We start from the raw sequence: 17,709 nt of genomic DNA, 5'->3' as shown, positions 1-17,709 counted from the left end.
ACAATCAAGACCTTTTTATTAATCATGGCAAACGCATGAGCCAGACTTAACAGCAGCGTTGTTTTTCCTTCTTCCGGTCGTAAGCTAGTTAAGGCAATGACCTTGCCCGTAGTTAATTCATGATCCAGTTCAAACCGTATCGAACGTAAAGCATTCCGATACGTTAGTACGGATTTACTGGGGGACGGATCGTGCCATAATTGAGTTAAATCCGAACTGGTGTCAATCTTATGGAGCGTCCCAATGACTGGAATATCGGTCGCGTTGGCCAGTTGTTTGGCCTCATGAATCGAGTTATCCAGATAGAAAACCAGGAAGAGAATGAGTAGACAGAGAACAAAACTGATAATTCCCGAGAAAACAATGAGGATTACTTTCTTGGATGGTGTTAAAGTACCCGGCAAAGCCTTTTCAATGAGCTTCAACTGCGTGATTTGCTGGGATTGCATTTTGGCATTGTTGTAGCGTTGCAAAGCCTCAATGTATTCCTTACTGGCAATGTCGATACTGGTTTCAAATTCCTGAATCTTCGCCTCGTTGGGTACTAATCCATCAAATTTTCGATTCAATCGAACTAACTCTTTCTCAACCGTTGCAATACTATTCTGAGCCAATTCCAGGGCAATCTCCATGTTTAATTTCTGACTGACCAGCTCGGTTTTAGCAACCAAAGGATTGTAAATGTAACTATCCGTCGATTGATTGATCTGTTTGGTCAGTTTATTCTGAAGCGAATCAAGGCGAGCTTTGTATTTAGGGTCAAAATTAGAGCGGAAGTAGATGTCATTCGCCGCTCTTAATTGCTGCTTGGTTACAACAATGTTCTGGTTAATGGCCGCCAGCGTACTTTCGAGGTACCGCCGATCGCTGGGATTAAATTTGTTATCAATATTCTTTAAAGCTGCCGTATACGCTACTACGTCCTTAATGGCTACTTCTCTACGCGTCTCAAAATCAATGATTTGACCATACATGCTTCGGGCCTGTTCATTTAAATTTAAAACCCGATTTTTAATTTTATACTGTTTCAGTTGATCCATCAATCCGGTCAGATTTCGCATTTTTTCGTTCATGAATTTTTCTAGAAATTCAATGGAACGATCATTACTCGTCTGTAATCGAATGGAATAACGATTGATAAAATCTGCACACAAGGTATTGACCACGAAAGCCGTAAATTCAGGGTCGTCGCCATCAAATTCAACGCGGATATAATCACTATCCTTCACCCGCGAAACCGTTAGGTTCCCAGAAATAGCATCCGTATCGTAATGCATGGATTGCAGGATATTCAGTAACTTCTTTTCTTCGGGACTTTCAATGAAAAGATCCTGCTGGGTAGAAAGTTTTTGATTAAAGAGGGCAATCGCCCGACTCTTTTCAGTAGAACTCAGCTCCTGTACTGATTTGCTGGGTTTATGAAAAGCTTTGGCTGGCTGGGTAAGATCATGCAGAATGAGGCGATAAGAAACCATATTTATGGTATTCTTCAGCTGCATACTTTGTATGATATTGTCGAACTTCTGCGTTACTTCCGACTGCTGTTCGTTGCCTCCGACCGTGAATCCCTGGTCCGTTTTATCGACCAAACCCGTTGCAATTCGTGCCGTTGAGGTGTACTCGTCGGGGAGTTTCTGAACTAGGAAATAGGCAGCAATGACGGTTAGTAAGGGGACTGCCAGCAACAGCCACTTCTTTTTATATAGGAAATGAAGGAATCTAATGAAATCTGCCATTCGATTGCGTGATGCTTAACTTATATGGAGTAGGGCAAGGGTAAATTGCTTATTGATCTAACTTGATGTTTTCAAGTTTTTCCCCCACTAGTTCTTCCAGTCGGGTTTTAGAGATGAGCACCTCACTTTCAGCAATAATCAGTTGTTGATTATTATCTGAATACATCACCAACACGTTATTGTAGTTTTCAAGGCTTTGTTCACCCTTTTCAAATTTATATTTTACGTCCTTCAGCATGCTTTCGATGTCCAGTTGCAATTCATGCTTGACGCGTAAAACGGCTCGTCGCTGGATGTAGGCAAAATAGCGTTGCTTCACGTCAGCTTCTAAATTAAGATCAAAGGCCTGCTGCTCGTACTCGGCTACTTTTTTCTCGCCTCGGGCCTGTTTTAAAAGGGGAGTTTTCTGTAGGATGGACCCTATATTGAGTAGCAAGCCAATCTGATAGTTATTAAACCAGTTCGGATTAACTACTGTTGGCACGGGAGAGGTAGGATTGGTAATATACGTAGGCGTATTGGCCGGGCTGTAGAGGTAGGAAACAGACAAGGCGTCAAAGTAGGCTACTTTGGCTCTTCTAATGCCTAAGTCAGCAATGCCGACGCGTTCTTTAAACGACTTACTACGGGGATAATTTGCTTTAGCTATTTCGATTAATTTTTCGAGATAGGGGTAGGAGATATCCGGCATCATGGACTGAGTCGCTTCCTGAGCTTGTACCGAAAGAGTACTTACTTCAAGCATAAATCCCAGCAAGAATACCTTCGTAATCAGGCTGCCCGCGTATTGGCGACTAAGAAATAAAAACGCTTTCATTCGTACGGTTTATGAACTTTGGGAAGGACGATTCCTACGCCAGGGAAGAAATGCTTATACGTTTTCGGATTGAATTAAAGCCGGGAAGGTTTTCAGAATAATCTTTACATCCATCCAGAACGAATAGTTTTTAGCGTATTCAATATCCAGTTGCATGCGTTCTTCTTCCGACATGTCTTGCTTCCCTTTTCCGCGTTTGGTTACTTGCCAGAGGCCCGTTAGTCCGGCGGGTCCCGCAAAACGCTGAATGTATTGATCAGACGTCAGTTTTTCCGCTTCGTAAAGTGGTAAGGGACGGTTGCCCACCAGCGACATATCGCCCCGGAAGATGTTGATGAGTTGGGGCAGTTCATCAATACTGGAATTCCGTAAAAACCGACCAATTCGCGTAATACGGGGGTCATTGCCAAACTTCATGAAAGCGGCTTTATTGTGTTTTCGCTGGAGATATACCTTTTCGCAAACTTCCTCATTGTCGAGGTACAGCATTCGCTGGCAGGTGTTCTTGCCCCCATAAACGCACTCGGCACACAAAGCAAACTGCTCTTTTTCAGGAACTTCTTCTACTTTGTTGTACATATTGAAGGCCGCCATTTCCTTCACGAGTTTGTCAGCATCGGTACGCATGGTCCGAAACTTAAGCAGATCGAATACCTTATAACCGCCGCCTACGCGTTTAGAGCGATAGATGATAGGCCCTTTCGAATCGATACGAATCAAGAGAGCCACCAGTAAGAACAGGGGCGAAAGCAGGAGCAGGGCCAAACCCGTAGTGGTCACATCAATGAAGCGTTTCCACCACGTCACGCGTACGCGAAAACGGGGCATACGCGTCGGTTGCACCGCCAGAAGCTGGCTTTTCCGAACGAAGTAATGAAGTCGAGCGAGTAGATCACCACGACTAAAGTCTTTGGGATATAGATCGTTACCTCCCGCTTGAAGCACCTCTTGTTTGTAGGTGTCGTTCAGGGTAGGTACGGTGACAATGACCGGTAGAGAACTCAGCCAGGGAATAGACCGAAGCTGCTTCAGGAATGAAATGCCCTGAGCTTCGTAGCTTATAATCACAGCATCAGCCGGATAGTGGTCCTTGAGTGCTACCAGTGCTTCTTCGGCTGAGGTAAGCTGCCATATGTTCAATGGCTCAGCGAACGCTTGCTTAAAAGTATCACTCGCACTACTATCAGGTTCTACGTACAGAATACGTAAAGGTGGGTGGGTAACAACAGACATGGCGGTGCCTCATTACGAAATGAAAACTTACTTCGCACACTAAAAAAATAAACTTATTTGTAAACCCGGCGGAGTACGGCCTTTACCTTAGCAATGATTTCCAAGGGATTAAAAGGCTTCGTCATAAAATCATCAGCACCTAATTCCAGACACTGAATCCGATCATTACTTTCTTCACTTCCCGACAAAATAATGACTGGAATGTGACCAAATAGATTACTGCCTCGTAACACCTTTAAAAATTCTTTGCCATTTAAATGAGGCATGTTTAAATCGGCAATGACCAAGTCTACCGGGCTACCCGTCTCAATGTACGACATGCCAGCCATTCCGTCGTCTTTGATAATGGTATCAAATTCTTTATTGAGGCATAACTGCAGTACCTTTCGCGTCATGGGCTCATCGTCAAGTATTAAGATCGTTGACTTCTCAAGGGTGGAATTTGGCGGATTCATAAGGGACAAATAATATGTATTGATAAAAATCAAAGCTTGCCTTCGGCAGGTGAACCATTCAGTGACGAACTACGAATTCGATCCGTAAAGGTTGAAAGAAATTTAAATAAATTCAGTGAGTAGCGGGCATTCGTTGGCTTTTCTTGGGGTCACTCCCAAACCTTTTTAAGCGAAAGGAGAAATGAAAGTAACGAATTCCTGAAAAAACCATTCTAGAACGATTAAGTTTTCTAAAGGCGTAGAAACCAATGCCCAGAACTCATTCTTGAGCGTTCGTTCCGATGATTAATTAGAGACAAGGAGATCGAAGAATAGGATAAATCAAGGGACGTATAAAGTTTAAGGATAGCATATTTTGATTGGCGGAATTAGTAAATACTTAAATATTCATAAGGTACTGGGTATCATTTTTTAAAGATAAGTTAAGCGATTAAAATGGGCAAAAATTGCTTAACTTATTTTTTTGTGAACCCATTATCGTGACTTTAAACGGTTTATAGTTATACTTTATTGGGTATTTTTACTTAATGTTGTTGAGCCTTAAACGTAAGCAAATGATTTCCGGTTATTGAAACCACGAATGCGTAAAAAAGTGCATCTTTTTTGAAGAAAAATAGTACCTTGTAAAGAATTATAGATGCTCCGTACCGCCGCTATAACGCAACATCTGTTTTACCATTACGCTTCATGAAGGCAATCGACCGTAACTCCGCCAAGCAGTTCGATAGTATCATTTGTGTTAGCCAGACGCCCTGGCAGGGAAAGTTTCAAAACTCAGCCGTTCAACTCCTGACTGTACTTTCCCAACGTTACCGAATCCTGTACGTAGACTATCCCTATACGGTAAAAGATCTAGTGGCAGGCCTACGAGGTAAACGTCAGGTACCCGTCAAAGCCCTGACTCGGGTAGAAAATCCACTGACGCAGCTTTCGCTGGGACCGAATCGGAGCGTTCACGTATGGACACCGCCGGTATTATTTCCCATCAACTGGATGTCGGCGGCCTCGCACGATACCTTTCTGCCCCTGAATACGGGTCGTCTCATCAAAGGCTTGCGAGGCGTTATGCAACAACTGGGCATGCAAAAGCCGCTGGTCATTAACGCGTTTAATCCCGTGTTAGGATTGCCTCTGGTACATCAACTTCATGAGTTTGCTACCATTTATTATTGTTTCGACGAAATATCCGCTGAGGCTTGGATGGGCAAACACGGAACGCGGTACGAACAGGAATTTATGAAGCGAGTAGACGCGGTCATTACGACTTCTGAAGCCTTGTACCGCATGAAATCCCAGACGCAACCGCACACGTTCTGCGTAAAAAACGGGGCTAATTTTGACTTATTCAACCAAGCCTATGCCCTGCGTCAGCAACAACCTGCCGAACGGACCATCGTGGGTTATCTGGGTACGGCCGATAATCGGATTGATACGAAGGTTGTCGGGTATTGTGCCCGTATAATGCCGCACGTGGAATTTCAATTTGTAGGACTGGTAGTGGATCCTCGGGTTCAGGAAGAATTATCCGCTTATCCAAACGTACGGTTTATTGCTTCCGTGCCTCCCCAGGAACTGCCCCCCATACTGGCTCAGTGGAAAGCAGCCATGATTCCCTTTGTGTGTAATGAACATACCTACACGATCTATCCGCTGAAAATCAATGAGTACTTAGCGGCGGGGTTACCCGTAGTATCTACGCCTTTTTCGATTCTGGATGATTTCAGCGATGCCATTGCTATTGCCGGAACTCCTGAAACCTTTCAGGAAAGCCTGGTACGCGTAATAGCCGAAGATACGCCCGAGAAACAACGGCAGCAGGTTACGTTAGCTCAGGCAAACTCCTGGGAACGACGGGCGGAAGAGTTCGAAGCCGTATTTGAGCAGGTAAAAGCCGTCAAAAGTCAGGTTTAAGCTTTGGGTGTCCGTACCCATTGTTGCGTAGCGGCATCGTATTGTTTGATCAGGCGGGCTGGATTACCGCCAACCACCGAATACGGCGGCACGTCTTTGGTGACTACGCTACCACCCGCTACGACGGAATGCCGACCGATGGTTACACCCGCCGTAAGGACAGCGTTCGCCCCAATCCAGCATTCATCTTCAATCACGATGGGAGCCGTAACAATCGGTTGGCGGTGAATGGGTGTACGCACGTCTTCGTAAGCATGATTCAGTCCCGATACCGTCACGTGCTGAGCCATAATAACATCCGATCCAATTTGTACTGGCCCGATAACCACGGAAGAAATCCCGATCGTACAATGATCGCCAATGATCACGTCGCCTACGCCGTTATTGATTACGCAATATGATTCGATCACACTGTTGGCTCCCAGGGCAAACTGTTTAAAGGGAAGTACGTCCATGCGAGCCGATGAACGAACAATAGCCGAGCGGTGCTTTTGGTGTACAAAGGGATTCACAAACCAGCTAACCCAACGCCGGGGCCGGGCTTCACCCGAGGGAATAAGGAGCCAGTGAACCAGCTTTTTAAGGCCTGGATTAGAATCAATATAGTGCTTCAATGCCATAGGTGGGGTACGCAGAAGGCTACGTTCGCATGAAATGAATATCGTAATTGTATTTAATCTGCCGATAGACGTCTCGTACCAGAGCGATCAGCTTATTATTGCTTTGCGTCAACGTACTGCGGGTCATGGTACTCGGCTCGGCGGCTGAATTGCGTTGCGTAAATAGAGACTGGTAATCGTTGTAAAACAGACCCTTCCCGCCTTTTTGTAAGAACGAAATGCACATCCGGTACTCCATCCGATCGCCCTTAATGCCTTCGGCGTAGCGACCAAACTTCTGAAGAAACGTACTCCGACGCAGGTGAGGATGGTCACTGTACGCATAAATCTTCGTGTAATCGATACCAAAGGAAGGAAGGTACATCTCCGAAAAGTTGTAGGCGTAGGGCCGCAGGTACGGATAGGGAATGTAGGCGTAAAACCGGATGTAGTCCAGGTTTTTATTCGCCTGCATTAATTCCAGAGCGTGGTTAAAATGCAGCGGAAAATCCGTACTCGGTTCAAAATCTTCCTGAACGTACAGGGTCAAAGGTGTTTTTACCGCATCCTGTCCTTTATTGATATTGTTACCCAAACCTCGGTTTTGTGACGTAGTAATGAGTTGAAAATTAAAAGTTTGCTGGAGTTCCCGAAGTTTCTGTAGGTGTTCGGGTTTACTGCCGTCGTCTGACACCACCGTATCGCCGAACTGGCAACCGATCTGCCGATAACTAGTCAGCAAATGCTCCAGCGAACCACTTCGGTTATAGTGGGTGATTAGTAACGTAACATCGGGAAAGGAATAATTCATTCGCGTAGTGGGATCTTAGCGTTGATAGGTCAGTAACTGGACGGTATTTTTCAAAAACCGATATTTCAAATACCCCCATCGCAGCATTCGCACCCAGGGCGTGGAATTCTGTTTCCAATCAGCCCGGAATGTTGCCGTACTGGGTTCACTAGACGAATTCGCCTGATCGAAAAGGGTAGTGAACGCATTGAAAAATAGGCCTTTCCCGTCGTGTTTAATGAACGACAGACACATCTGAAACTCGGCTTGATCACTGTTGGTGCCTTCCCTGTAGCGGCCAAACTTCTCAAAGAATGTACTCCGACGCAGGTGAGGATGATCGCTGTAATAGTAAAATTTCAGGTGATCCATATTCCAGAGCTGGCCTTTAAATATCATTTCTGAAAATCCCTTTTCGTACGGCTTTAGGTACGGATAGGGAAAGTAAGCATACAGTCGGATGATATCTAAACGCTCGTTCTGACTCATTAGCTGCAGGGCATCCTGAAAATGCGTAGCAAAGGCCTGCTTGGGAATGAAATCTTCCTGCACATACAGCGTATAGGGTTGTTTGACTGCATCCTGGCCTTTGTTGATATTATTGGCCAGTCCTTTATTGACGGGCGTCGTAATCAAATCGAATGGATACGAGTGTTGCAACGATTGGAGTACCTGTAGGTGTTCAGGTTTGCTACCATCGTCGGAAACGACAATCTGACCGAATGTACAGTTCAATTCCTCAAAACCCTGCAATAACCGTTGCAGCGACTGGCTACGATTGTAGTGTGTAATCAATAGCGTAACCTCGGCAAAATGAGTACCCATAAATCGGATGGTAAAGACGGCGGTAAAACAGAAAACGGCCTCTTAGTGCTGGTTCGGAAGGGTCCTTTTGGGGGAACCACGTAGGGAATCCAACCACTTGTAATCCTTAAATTTCATTTCTACATGATGGTACGTCCAGCGGGCAAAAAGGAAAATGAAGGCATAGTTGAGAATAAATAAATAACTGTAATCCTCTTTCTGGAAATGTAAAATTCGAATAAATAGAATATTGAAAATGCTCAGTGTGAAAGGGTGCGTCAGGTAAATGGAGTAACTGTACAACCCAACTTTATGTAAAAAGGGAATTCGTTTTAAAAATTTGGAAACGAATCCTTTTTCAAAAGAGAAAATCAAGATCGGAATAAAGAAGATGAGGTCGTATACGACGCCTATATCTTTCAAATACGCCCCAAAGTAAATAGCCAGAAAGATCAAGACTACGGAGAAGAATTCTGCCACACTAAACCAGGACGCTTGGAAAGTATGCCAGCGAGGATACACCTGTTGGAACACACAAAAACAGACGGCCCCCGTAAAAAAGCCAATGAGTCCCCGTAAGAAACCGTAATCATAGCCATAATTCATTCGAAAAGCTCCGGTTACGGCGTAAAGAATAGCAATACTGAGGAGCACAACCAGTGCGTAGACTTCTTTTTTCCAGCGAGTTAATTTTACCTGAGCGATGAAGAGCATACAAACGCCGAAGAAAAAGTAAGAAATCATTTCGGCACTGATCGACCAGCTGGGTATATTCCAGCTCAAATCTTTGACCCCAAAGAGCTTAACCGAGTTGAGTAAAAACAAGGAAGTAAAGAAAGTAACGACGTTGTTGCTCTCATTATCAAGCTGGTTCACGTGGACGTAGGAAGTCATGTATTTCTTCGTTACTTCCATAATAAGAAAGATCGCCAGCATGAATAAATGCAGCGGATAAATACGAAGAATACGCTTGCTGAAATACAGCGAAAAATCCTGCGTCGTAGCAATGGCCTGATAGCGATACGTGATCACAAAACCACTGAGTACGAAGAAAAAGTCAACGAAAACATCGGCGTGATCAATGAATTGATTCTTGAGCACGGGCGTCTCGGCCGATAGGGCCATGTGGAATAAGACCACAAAAGAGGCAAAAATACCCCTGAAAATATCTAGTACATCGAATCGGTGTTTCATCGTTCTGGTCAGCTTAGGATTCGACTTAGGCTAGGAAACGCTTCGTCTAAACGCTACAATTTCTTTCAGGGTAATCTTGTACTTAAAGGTCAGCAGCAAATAAATACTGCCACCGATGAGAATCTGGGCGAGCGTATGGACTAGTCCATCGCTACCTACGTAGTGTTTATACGCCAGAATAAAAAGAATCATCAGAGCACAGAAAAGTACCGGCTTGATGAAGTTGGCGAAGAAATCACGAATAAAATCACCGACTAAATATTGAACGATAAAGAAGTTTAGAATCAGGTTAATAAAGGTACTCAGCAGGAAAGCTGTCGCAATACCGTACACCTGCCAGCGGGTACCCAATAGATACAGTAAGGGGACTTTTACCAGCAGTGTAACCAGGTTAAGATAGAACAGTAAATTGGGCTTTCCTTTGGTAAACGCCAGCGTAAACAAGGGATTGGAAAGACAGTAGAAAATACTGACAAAAACGAAAATTTTAATGAGTGGAATCGTTTCTTCCCATCCCGGCCCGTACATCAGCGGGACTACGCTGTCAGCCGTAATATAGAGCCCCGCCAGCAAAGGAATATTGAGGTAGCTTACCAGATCTAAAATGCTCAGGTAGGCTTTCTTTAGCTCCGAATCACTTTCCTTCATTTTAGCCAGAATCGGGTAGGCGACCTGTAGAATAATGGGACTTAATTTAGTAATGGGGAAGATAGCTAACTGCGAGGCAATGGTATAATAACCCAGGGCTTTAACGCCTAGTAACCCTCCTACAATGATGTTGTCTGAATTGCCCTGAATAAAGCCTAATAAGCCATCCCCTACATTATATACGCCGAACTTTAAGTGCTCTTTAATAGCACTGAAGTTCAGGTAAAATCTGGGCGTAAACAGATGGCGACCTAAAATAATTTGCAGCAAAGTACGAATAACGTGCGTAGCTAGTTGTCCGTAAATCAGCGAGAGTTCTTCGTAATGATTATAGGCTAAAGCAATGGTAATGGCCGTACCCGCAACGGTGGCAATGATTTCCATCAGAGCAATCGTCTTAAACTTCAGCTCTTTTTGCAGTAAAAACAGATAAATCTGCCCAAAATAGATGATAAGGAAGTAAATCGACGCCAGCTTGATTACGTAGTCGAGCTTGGGTTCTTTATAGTACGCTACCACCAGCGGAGCACTCAGATAGGCGATACAAAAGATCGTAAGGCCCAGCAGTAAACTGGTGAAATAAATGCTGGATAAGACGTTACGGTCATTTTCCTGTTTGTAGATGATGGAATTGGAAAAACCGAGGTTACTGAAAATATAGAATAAGTTGATCAGTAATGCACTCACACTCACTACCCCAAATACCGAAGGGTCTAAAATTCTAGCCAGGATCGTAACCTGTAAGAATTGAAAGACCGTGGAGATAACCGTGGATAAGGTTATCCATTTGCCCCCGTCTACTGCACTTTTTTTCGTACTCATGTAGCTGTAATAAATGAATTGGGACGATGCCCAAAAGCTGTTAAGGGTGGACTACGCGATTAGCGTATAAAAGCACATGGCCGCAAGGCCAGTGGCTTGCTTGCGTTACGCGTTGCTGTAAGGATCTGGGGTAGAGCAGGAAAAAGGAGCCATCAAGTGTGATGGACGAGGCAAAGGCAGGGGCCAACCCGTAGCATCGGAGAATGTTCCGAAGCTTACCAAGGCGGGAAAATTCGCTGAACGAGCAATGCACTTCCAAGTCATAATCTTGATGGCGGTCAGATTAATAGGCTTTAAATACAGTAAAAATAACAGAAATTAAAAAGCCAGCAAACGCTGAGGCGAATTAATTCGGATGGAAAGCGATGAAAAAACCGTGCTACGGTCAAATTGGGAGAGAGCGGATTTCTGATCACGCAACACCTGACGGAAGTCGATGAAGACGTTGTGACGGAACTGGTACGAGGCGACGAGTTCGCCGTAAAAAAGATTGGTTCCTACGCCTTGACCAATATAATTACCGTATTCGCGTCCGGCGGGGCGGTCGGCTTCGTTGTAGTTAAGCAAGGGATTACTTCCGTAGTTACGACCGGGCAGGTCAAGGCCGTAGTTGGCACTGAGAATCACGGCCGTTACGTTCAAACGAGGCAGGGGCTGATAGCGAATGGTACCCGCGATCTCCTGAAAGTTAGCTCCCATGGGATGAGCCATGACCTGATTGTAATGCACAAAATTGGTCTTATTGGAAACGTGCTGGAAGGTATACGGGCGGGCTCCGTTCCACTCTACTTGTAAGTCAAGGTTATCGACGCCAAAGGCATTGATGTATTTTCCTCCCAACTGGTAGCCGAATTTATTTCCCCACCAGCCGCGGCCTTTGCGTAATTCCTGAAAGTTGAATTCGTCCAGGTTGAGCTGTCCATACGCCTGAAATTTTCTCAGGAAAGTCCAGCGTACATCCATCCCCACCATGGAGTTATCGGCACTAAACTTCTGAGCTTCAATGGCCCGGTAAAAAATTACGGGGTTCAAGTATCCCAGATCGAAGTAGCCCTGCGATTTATCCCGGCTGTGAATGATCGTCTCGAAAAGACCAATGTTTACGTTGTCACCAATATTCAAGCCCAGCCGGTGATAAGCCATGTATTTTTTGGTAGGCAGAGCACCGTACGTAGGAATACTGTCCTGCTGGTTACTGATTTCGCTGAATAAGTTGACGTATTGAAAGGGTCCGATTTTGGTAGTAAGCTTCAAAAAGAGGTAAGGGCCGCTGTTATCCGAGAGGATCATCGAACGAAAGCCATTGCCAATAAAGACCTTGTCGTGACCAAACTGAAGGTTGATCTGCTTAATGGGATCGAAGGTAATGTAGCCACGAGCCGTAAAGAAATCAGTAGCCGTTTCCGGGGTAATGGTTACGCCGTCGGAACTGGTTGTACTACGGAAAATTTTGTAAGCGGCTTCGTTAGGAACGGCTTTAAAGAAATTGATTCGGTCCTGATAATAGCCTGGCAACCGCATCTGCGTATCGGTCACGTACGTGTAAAAACCCAGCTTTTTACCGATAGAACCCCGAATTTCAAGTCCCCGCGTATTGATATAAGAGTAGGGCGAAGCATCTTTCCCAACACCCAGTAAGCCATAAAGAACGGGATTGATGTGCAGCTCAACGTCGTCGTTGGAGACGCTGTACATATCGTTCTTCTTGTGGTAGAAGTATTTCCAGAAGGGTTCTTTGCTGTTGGCGGTTTGCTCGGGCTTCTTACTCCATTCCCAGCTATCTTCCCGGAGATACTTGATGTTAAAGCGGTCTACATCCGATAGATCAGCACATTCATCGCAGGAAAGGCTGTCGATTAATTGCACAATATTTTTACGCAGGTAGGGCTTTACCGTACTTTGATAACCCGGAGCGTGTTTACCGCTTTTGATTTCATATCGATCGATGAGATGATAGTAATCCGAATTAAGAGGGGCGTATACGCTTTGACTCCACGCAACCGCAGCCTGTAACCACAAAAGAAAAAAGAATAGGGTAAATCTTGGCATAGGAGAAAGACGCGTACCCTAGGGTTTAACGTTTTATTACTTACTTTGTAAACAGCCAAAAGGCCTTGCAAATTACAAAAGGATTCTGAAATTCATTTTTACATGTTTGTCCTGACCGAGCAATCTTCCGTAGCCAACCATTTCATAGCCGAACTTCGAGACGTCCGTATTCAGAAAGATCCCCTGCGATTTCGGCGGAATCTGGAACGGCTCGGGGAGATTCTGGCCTACGAGATTTCCAAAACCCTTACCTATTCCAAAACGGAAGTACAGACCCCGTTAGGGACGAGTAAGACCTTTCTCATGGCTCAGCAGCCCGTACTGGCGGCGGTTTTGCGGGCTAGTCTGCCTTTTCATCAGGGCTTTCTCAATGCTTTCGATGGTGCCCAGAATGCCTTTATTGGGGCGTACCGGGGGCTTCACGCTGAAGGAGAAGAGTTTACCGTCGAGCTGGAATATATTTCCTGCCCCGATTTAACCGGAAAAACGCTCATCATTGTGGATCCCATGCTGGCTACCGGAAAGTCGCTGGAAACCTCCTACCGCTCACTCATTCGTTACGGCATTCCGGCTCGTACTCACATTGCAGCGGCCATTGCGGCTCCCGAAGGTATCAAATATCTGCAGGATCGCATGCCTGAGTGTCGTTTGTGGGTAGGAGACATCGACGAACGATTGAATCATAATTATTATATTATCCCCGGTCTTGGCGATGCCGGTGATTTGGCCTTTGGTGAAAAGCTGTAGTAGGTCATGACACTGATTAGTAAGTACCTTTCCGTTGTACTGGCTTCCATGCTGAAGTTTGTTGGCGGACCACTGGCGGGTTTAGCCCTCCATTTATCACTGCTGGAAACCATCGTTTGTACCGTTGTGGGAATGATGGTCAGCGTCTTCCTATTTACCTTTCTAGGCCAGTGGCTTCGGTTGGTATGGGAAGACTTACGTAAAACCAAGCGGAAGCGTTTTAGCAAAAGCACGCGACGGGCCGTGCGGATTTATCGAAAATTCGGTATTGCCGGTATCGCCTGTCTTACGCCCTTACTGTTTACGCCCATTGGCGGCACCTTACTGGCGGTATCCTTCAAGGCATCGCCGCTGCGTATTCTGAGTTGGATGTTGGTATTTGCCGTGCTCTGGGCCGTGGTGTTTAGCTGGGCCTTTTACAATTTGTCTGCCGTACAGGACTGGTTTATCAAAAAGTAAGGCAGTAGTAAATCTTTAGCCCGTACTACATACGGTAGTAAATAAAAGAACAGCAAAGCCCTTCGCGTGGGAGGATCCAGACTCGAAGGGCTTTCTTGTTATAAGTACGGCTATCGCTCAGAATTAACGGAAAACCGTCCACTGCAAACTCAGTAATTCGTACGAGCCAGTTTCTCAATGATTCGCATTACTTGCTCGAGTCCCTGACGATCTTCTTCGTGGAAATCGTCGAGCTGATCGCTATCCACGTCCAGTACCAGAAAAACTTCCTGATTGGCATCGAAAGCGGGTAGCACAATTTCCGAACGGGCCGCCGACGAACAGGCAATATGTCCCGGGAAGGCGTCCACATCGGGAACCAGAACCGTTTGCTGCGTAGTATAGGCATGTCCACAAACGCCCTTGTTGAAGTCAATCCGCGTACAGGCGATGGGACCTTGGAAGGGCCCTAAGACGAGCTGATTATTTTTCCGCAGGTAAAAGCCAACCCAGAAAAAATCAAAGGTTTGTTTCAAGGCAGCCGCGATGTTGGCCAGATTGGCTACAAAGTCGTCTTCGCCCTGGACCAGGGCTTCAATCTGAGGTACCAGACTTTCGTAGAGTTCCTGACGGGAAGTGGTTTCGGGAATAAATAAGTTTTCGGCCATACTAACGATACGTGTTTCTTTTGAATCAATGGCTGGCTTCCTAATGAATGACCAGCTTGGTTTCTACCCAAAGTTCCTGATACGGAATTTCCTCTGGACTCTGAATGAGTTGCAGAAGCAGTTCGGCGGCCTTTTCGCCCATGGTATACGCAAACTGATCGACCGACGCCAGGGGCGGGTGAGCGGCGTATTCCATCATGGGCAGGTTCGCAAAACTTACAAAATACACATCCTGATTCGGAACAAGACCCAGGGCCTGAGTCCGCTCGATGGCATACAGGGAAATGTAATCATTGAAGGCAACAATGGCCTGTGGTTTTGGTTCACGGCTCAGTAGATAGTCAACTTTCGCCTGCGTATCGGCTTTTGATAAATCCGACGAACAGACGTACGAAGGATCGATAGGCAGGTGCCGCTCTTTCATGGCTTGTAAATAGCCTTGTTGACGTTCCTCGGAAACTTCCAGCTGAGCCGGACCATTGAGTAGGGCAATGCGTTCGAGGCCACGGTCGGCCAGAAAATCAACCAGCTCGCGGGCGGCGGTACTGATATTACTGCGAACTTTATGAGCAGGAAGTCGCCGGGGGACGCGGTCAAAAAACACGACGGGAATGCCAAAGCTTTCCAGTTCCTTAAAATGCAAATAGTGATGCGTTTCCGCCGAAATGGAAGCAATGACGCCGTCCACCCGACTGGCCAGAAAGGTAGCCAAAGCCCCTTTTTCGCGTTCCAGTTCGTCCCGCGACTGACTGATGACGACGTTGTACCCCGTTAAGACATCTTCAATGGCCGTAATAGCCGTTGAGAAAAATTCTTCTTTCAGAAAAGGCAGTACCACGCCAATGGTACGGGTGTGTTTTTTCTTGAGTATCAACGCCGCCGGATTGGGCCGGTACTGCAATTGACGGGCCAGTTCCCAGACGCGTTCGCGGGTACGCAGGCCAATGCGTGGATTATTCTGTAAGGCCCGCGAAACCGTGGAGATCGAAACGCCTAACTCCTGGGCAATTTGCTTGATGGTGGCTTGGCTTTTTTGCATGATCCCCCTTTACATCTACTTCAGTCGTGTACTTGTGCAATGCTTTGCAATCCCTGATCTATTGGTTTCTACGTCTTACGTACGAATGTAATACGGACGATCGCCAATGAATCTCACAAAATACGTGTTCTTTTGAATACAAAATCTTAATACGACGCATTACCTCAATGATTATGGATCCTCTCGTTACTGCCATTATAGAAACCTTCCGTGCTTCGTTCGGGGCTGAGCCAGCCTTATTGGTTCGCTCGCCGGGCCGAATCAACCTCATTGGGGAGCACACGGATTACAATATGGGTTTTGTACTACCTGCGGCGATTGATCGCGAAATGTTTTTCGCCATTAGTCCCCGCACGGATAATGTATGCCGCACGATTGCGTATAACCTAAACCGCGAAGAAACGTTTACGACGGATCAGCTGGAGAAAACGGAAGAAAAGTGGACCTACTACCTCAAAGGCGTTATCGATCAGATTCAGAAACTGGGTTACGAATTTCACGGCTTTGATCTGGTTTTTGGGGGAAATATTCCGGTAGGAGCGGGCGTCTCTTCTTCAGCGGCTCTGGAAGCGGGGCTGGCCTTTGCCCTCAACGAACTGTATCAGCTGGGCATTCCCAAGATGGCCCTGGTGCAACTTTGCCAGCGGGCCGAGAATCAGTTTGTGGGCCTCAACTGCGGGATCATGGATATGTTCGCTTCGCTGATGGGGGATACGGATGCTGTAATCCGTCTGGACTGCCGTTCGCTGGAATACGAATACTTTCCTTTTACGCAGGACCAACACGTACTGGTGTTGTGCGATACGGGCGTAAAACATTCCCTGGGAACCTCTGAATACAACACCCGGCGAACCGAATGCGAACGAGGGGTGGCTATTCTACAGGCTCATAAACCCAGTATACAGAGCCTGCGGGATGTGAGTATCGAGTTCTTGCAGGAACACCAGGCTGAGTTTGATCCGGTGACGTTTAAACGTTGTAAATACATTGTTGAGGAAATCAACCGTGTGGTGGAAGCCTGTAAGGATTTACAGAAAGACGATCTGGAAGCGTTCGGAAAGAAGATGTATCAAACGCACGAAGGCCTGCAACATGAGTATGAAGTGAGTTGTGAAGAACTCGACTTTCTGGTGGATCAGGCCCGTCTGAATCCGGCGGTGCTGGGAGCCCGCATGATGGGGGGCGGCTTCGGCGGTTGTACCATCAATCTGATTGAAAAAGGAGCGGCGGATGCCTTCATCGAAACCATGACGAAAGCGTATAAGGAATCGCTGAAGCTGGATTTAGTAACGCACAAAGTCGTTATCAAAAAAGGCACTTCTCGCCTGGAATCATCGAACGAACGGGTTTAAACGTACCAATGTAACACACCTTATGAGTGAATTTCAATTTGACGAACATCCGCACCGCCGCTACAATCCGCTGACGGAAAGCTGGGTACTGGTGTCACCGCACCGTACCAAACGTCCCTGGCAGGGACAGGTGGAAAAGTCGGCGGAAGACAAACGTCCTTCGTACGATCCGACCTGCTATCTGTGCCCGACCAATACGCGTTCCAACGGAGAAAAGAATCCGGATTACGAAAACGTATATGTATTTACGAACGACTTTTCCGCGTTGATTCACGATACGCCCGCCGGACAGGTTTCCGATGGGGAACTGTTTCAGGCGGAAAGTGAATCGGGTATCTGCAAAGTAATTTGTTTCTCGCCCCGACACGATCTGACCATTCCCGAAATGGAAGCCAAAGACATTCGTC

Annotated in this window: 16 protein-coding genes and 1 pseudogene; 5 read left to right on the top strand and 12 right to left on the bottom strand. The window is 46.2% G+C overall.

The features are described from left to right. The 4 genes and pseudogenes from ACOJTG_RS04185 to ACOJTG_RS04170 all read right to left on the bottom strand — a co-directional run. A partial coding sequence (locus tag ACOJTG_RS04185; RefSeq protein ID WP_420152665.1) for a GumC family protein occupies positions 1 to 1,736 on the bottom strand: 1,736 nt, incomplete at its 3' end. 49 nt (positions 1,737 to 1,785) lie between these two features. Then, positions 1,786 to 2,553, bottom strand: a complete 768-nt coding sequence (locus ACOJTG_RS04180) for a TolC family protein (protein WP_420152664.1) — start codon at positions 2,551 to 2,553, stop codon at positions 1,786 to 1,788. 54 nt (positions 2,554 to 2,607) lie between these two features. After that, positions 2,608 to 3,786 carry a sugar transferase gene (locus ACOJTG_RS04175; protein WP_420152663.1) on the bottom strand — a complete coding sequence of 393 codons (1,179 nt, stop codon included), beginning with the start codon at positions 3,784 to 3,786 and terminating at the stop codon, positions 2,608 to 2,610. 65 nt (positions 3,787 to 3,851) lie between these two features. Then, positions 3,852 to 4,241: pseudogene (locus ACOJTG_RS04170) on the bottom strand (response regulator transcription factor); the annotation flags it as partial. Between the two features lie 687 nt (positions 4,242 to 4,928). Between ACOJTG_RS04170 and ACOJTG_RS04165 the strand changes: the two are divergent. Continuing rightward, positions 4,929 to 6,152 (top strand): glycosyltransferase, encoded by a 1,224-nt coding sequence (locus ACOJTG_RS04165; RefSeq protein WP_420152662.1) that lies wholly within the window; start codon positions 4,929 to 4,931, stop codon positions 6,150 to 6,152. Here the strand turns inward: ACOJTG_RS04165 and ACOJTG_RS04160 are convergent. The 6 genes from ACOJTG_RS04160 to ACOJTG_RS04135 all read right to left on the bottom strand — a co-directional run bounded on the left by ACOJTG_RS04160 (position 6,149) and on the right by ACOJTG_RS04135 (position 13,058). Continuing rightward, positions 6,149 to 6,772, bottom strand: a complete 624-nt coding sequence (locus ACOJTG_RS04160; RefSeq protein ID WP_420152661.1) for an acyltransferase — start codon at positions 6,770 to 6,772, stop codon at positions 6,149 to 6,151. The genes ACOJTG_RS04165 and ACOJTG_RS04160 overlap by 4 nt on opposite strands. Before the next feature lie 19 nt (positions 6,773 to 6,791). Continuing rightward, the gene (locus ACOJTG_RS04155) at positions 6,792 to 7,562 is read right to left on the bottom strand and encodes a glycosyltransferase (protein ID WP_420152660.1); all 771 of its coding nucleotides are present in this window, start codon (positions 7,560 to 7,562) and stop codon (positions 6,792 to 6,794) included. Positions 7,563 to 7,577: 15 nt separating this feature from the next. Further along, positions 7,578 to 8,366 carry a glycosyltransferase gene (locus ACOJTG_RS04150; protein WP_420152659.1) on the bottom strand — a complete coding sequence of 263 codons (789 nt, stop codon included), beginning with the start codon at positions 8,364 to 8,366 and terminating at the stop codon, positions 7,578 to 7,580. Between the two features lie 42 nt (positions 8,367 to 8,408). Then, on the bottom strand, positions 8,409 to 9,539 hold the full coding sequence (locus ACOJTG_RS04145) for an acyltransferase family protein (RefSeq protein WP_420152658.1): 1,131 nt from the start codon (positions 9,537 to 9,539) through the stop codon (positions 8,409 to 8,411). Positions 9,540 to 9,569: 30 nt separating this feature from the next. Next, a complete protein-coding gene (locus tag ACOJTG_RS04140; protein WP_420152657.1) occupies positions 9,570 to 11,009 on the bottom strand; it encodes an MOP flippase family protein in 1,440 nt (479 codons plus the stop codon). Positions 11,010 to 11,327: 318 nt separating this feature from the next. Beyond that, on the bottom strand, positions 11,328 to 13,058 hold the full coding sequence (locus tag ACOJTG_RS04135; protein ID WP_420152656.1) for a hypothetical protein: 1,731 nt from the start codon (positions 13,056 to 13,058) through the stop codon (positions 11,328 to 11,330). Between the two features lie 102 nt (positions 13,059 to 13,160). Between ACOJTG_RS04135 and upp the strand changes: the two genes are divergently transcribed. Continuing rightward, positions 13,161 to 13,805: a uracil phosphoribosyltransferase gene (gene upp, locus ACOJTG_RS04130; protein WP_420152655.1), complete on the top strand. Its 645-nt coding sequence runs from the start codon at positions 13,161 to 13,163 to the stop codon at positions 13,803 to 13,805. A gap of 6 nt (positions 13,806 to 13,811) precedes the next feature. Continuing rightward, positions 13,812 to 14,264 carry a hypothetical protein gene (locus ACOJTG_RS04125; RefSeq protein WP_420152654.1) on the top strand — a complete coding sequence of 151 codons (453 nt, stop codon included), beginning with the start codon at positions 13,812 to 13,814 and terminating at the stop codon, positions 14,262 to 14,264. Positions 14,265 to 14,413: 149 nt separating this feature from the next. Here ACOJTG_RS04125 and ACOJTG_RS04120 read toward each other — a convergent pair whose 3' ends face one another. Then, entirely contained in the window at positions 14,414 to 14,911 is a 498-nt protein-coding gene (locus ACOJTG_RS04120; RefSeq protein WP_420152653.1) for a GAF domain-containing protein, read from the bottom strand. A gap of 40 nt (positions 14,912 to 14,951) precedes the next feature. Continuing rightward, the gene (locus ACOJTG_RS04115) at positions 14,952 to 15,950 is read right to left on the bottom strand and encodes a LacI family DNA-binding transcriptional regulator (protein ID WP_420152652.1); all 999 of its coding nucleotides are present in this window, start codon (positions 15,948 to 15,950) and stop codon (positions 14,952 to 14,954) included. Positions 15,951 to 16,123: 173 nt separating this feature from the next. Between ACOJTG_RS04115 and galK the strand changes: the two genes are divergently transcribed. Together galK and galT are read left to right on the top strand one after the other, a co-directional pair. Then, positions 16,124 to 17,302, top strand: a complete 1,179-nt coding sequence (galK, locus tag ACOJTG_RS04110) for a galactokinase (protein WP_420152651.1) — start codon at positions 16,124 to 16,126, stop codon at positions 17,300 to 17,302. A gap of 22 nt (positions 17,303 to 17,324) precedes the next feature. Then, on the top strand, positions 17,325 to 17,709 hold a 385-nt coding region (galT, locus tag ACOJTG_RS04105), incomplete at its 3' end, for a galactose-1-phosphate uridylyltransferase (protein ID WP_420152650.1).

It is taken from the genome of Siphonobacter sp., from assembly GCF_048595215.1.
Classification (GTDB): domain Bacteria; phylum Bacteroidota; class Bacteroidia; order Cytophagales; family Spirosomataceae; genus Siphonobacter.
Note: the sequence above shows the minus strand (reverse complement) of the source record. Positions and strands in the feature narration are given on the sequence as shown.

What these genes read in the sequence shown, in the direction of transcription:
- ACOJTG_RS04115 (WP_420152652.1), bottom strand. Translation starts at nt 15,950, where the DNA reads ATGCAAAAAAGCCAAGCCACCATCAAGCAAATTGCCCAGGAGTTAGGC.
- ACOJTG_RS04125 (WP_420152654.1), top strand. Translation starts at nt 13,812, where the DNA reads ATGACACTGATTAGTAAGTACCTTTCCGTTGTACTGGCTTCCATGCTG.
- ACOJTG_RS04140 (WP_420152657.1), bottom strand. Translation starts at nt 11,009, where the DNA reads ATGAGTACGAAAAAAAGTGCAGTAGACGGGGGCAAATGGATAACCTTA.
- ACOJTG_RS04120 (WP_420152653.1), bottom strand. Translation starts at nt 14,911, where the DNA reads ATGGCCGAAAACTTATTTATTCCCGAAACCACTTCCCGTCAGGAACTC.
- upp (WP_420152655.1), top strand. Translation starts at nt 13,161, where the DNA reads ATGTTTGTCCTGACCGAGCAATCTTCCGTAGCCAACCATTTCATAGCC.
- ACOJTG_RS04155 (WP_420152660.1), bottom strand. Translation starts at nt 7,562, where the DNA reads ATGAATTATTCCTTTCCCGATGTTACGTTACTAATCACCCACTATAAC.
- ACOJTG_RS04165 (WP_420152662.1), top strand. Translation starts at nt 4,929, where the DNA reads ATGAAGGCAATCGACCGTAACTCCGCCAAGCAGTTCGATAGTATCATT.
- ACOJTG_RS04150 (WP_420152659.1), bottom strand. Translation starts at nt 8,366, where the DNA reads ATGGGTACTCATTTTGCCGAGGTTACGCTATTGATTACACACTACAAT.
- ACOJTG_RS04175 (WP_420152663.1), bottom strand. Translation starts at nt 3,786, where the DNA reads ATGTCTGTTGTTACCCACCCACCTTTACGTATTCTGTACGTAGAACCT.
- ACOJTG_RS04135 (WP_420152656.1), bottom strand. Translation starts at nt 13,058, where the DNA reads ATGCCAAGATTTACCCTATTCTTTTTTCTTTTGTGGTTACAGGCTGCG.
- ACOJTG_RS04180 (WP_420152664.1), bottom strand. Translation starts at nt 2,553, where the DNA reads ATGAAAGCGTTTTTATTTCTTAGTCGCCAATACGCGGGCAGCCTGATT.
- galK (WP_420152651.1), top strand. Translation starts at nt 16,124, where the DNA reads ATGGATCCTCTCGTTACTGCCATTATAGAAACCTTCCGTGCTTCGTTC.
- ACOJTG_RS04145 (WP_420152658.1), bottom strand. Translation starts at nt 9,539, where the DNA reads ATGAAACACCGATTCGATGTACTAGATATTTTCAGGGGTATTTTTGCC.
- ACOJTG_RS04160 (WP_420152661.1), bottom strand. Translation starts at nt 6,772, where the DNA reads ATGGCATTGAAGCACTATATTGATTCTAATCCAGGCCTTAAAAAGCTG.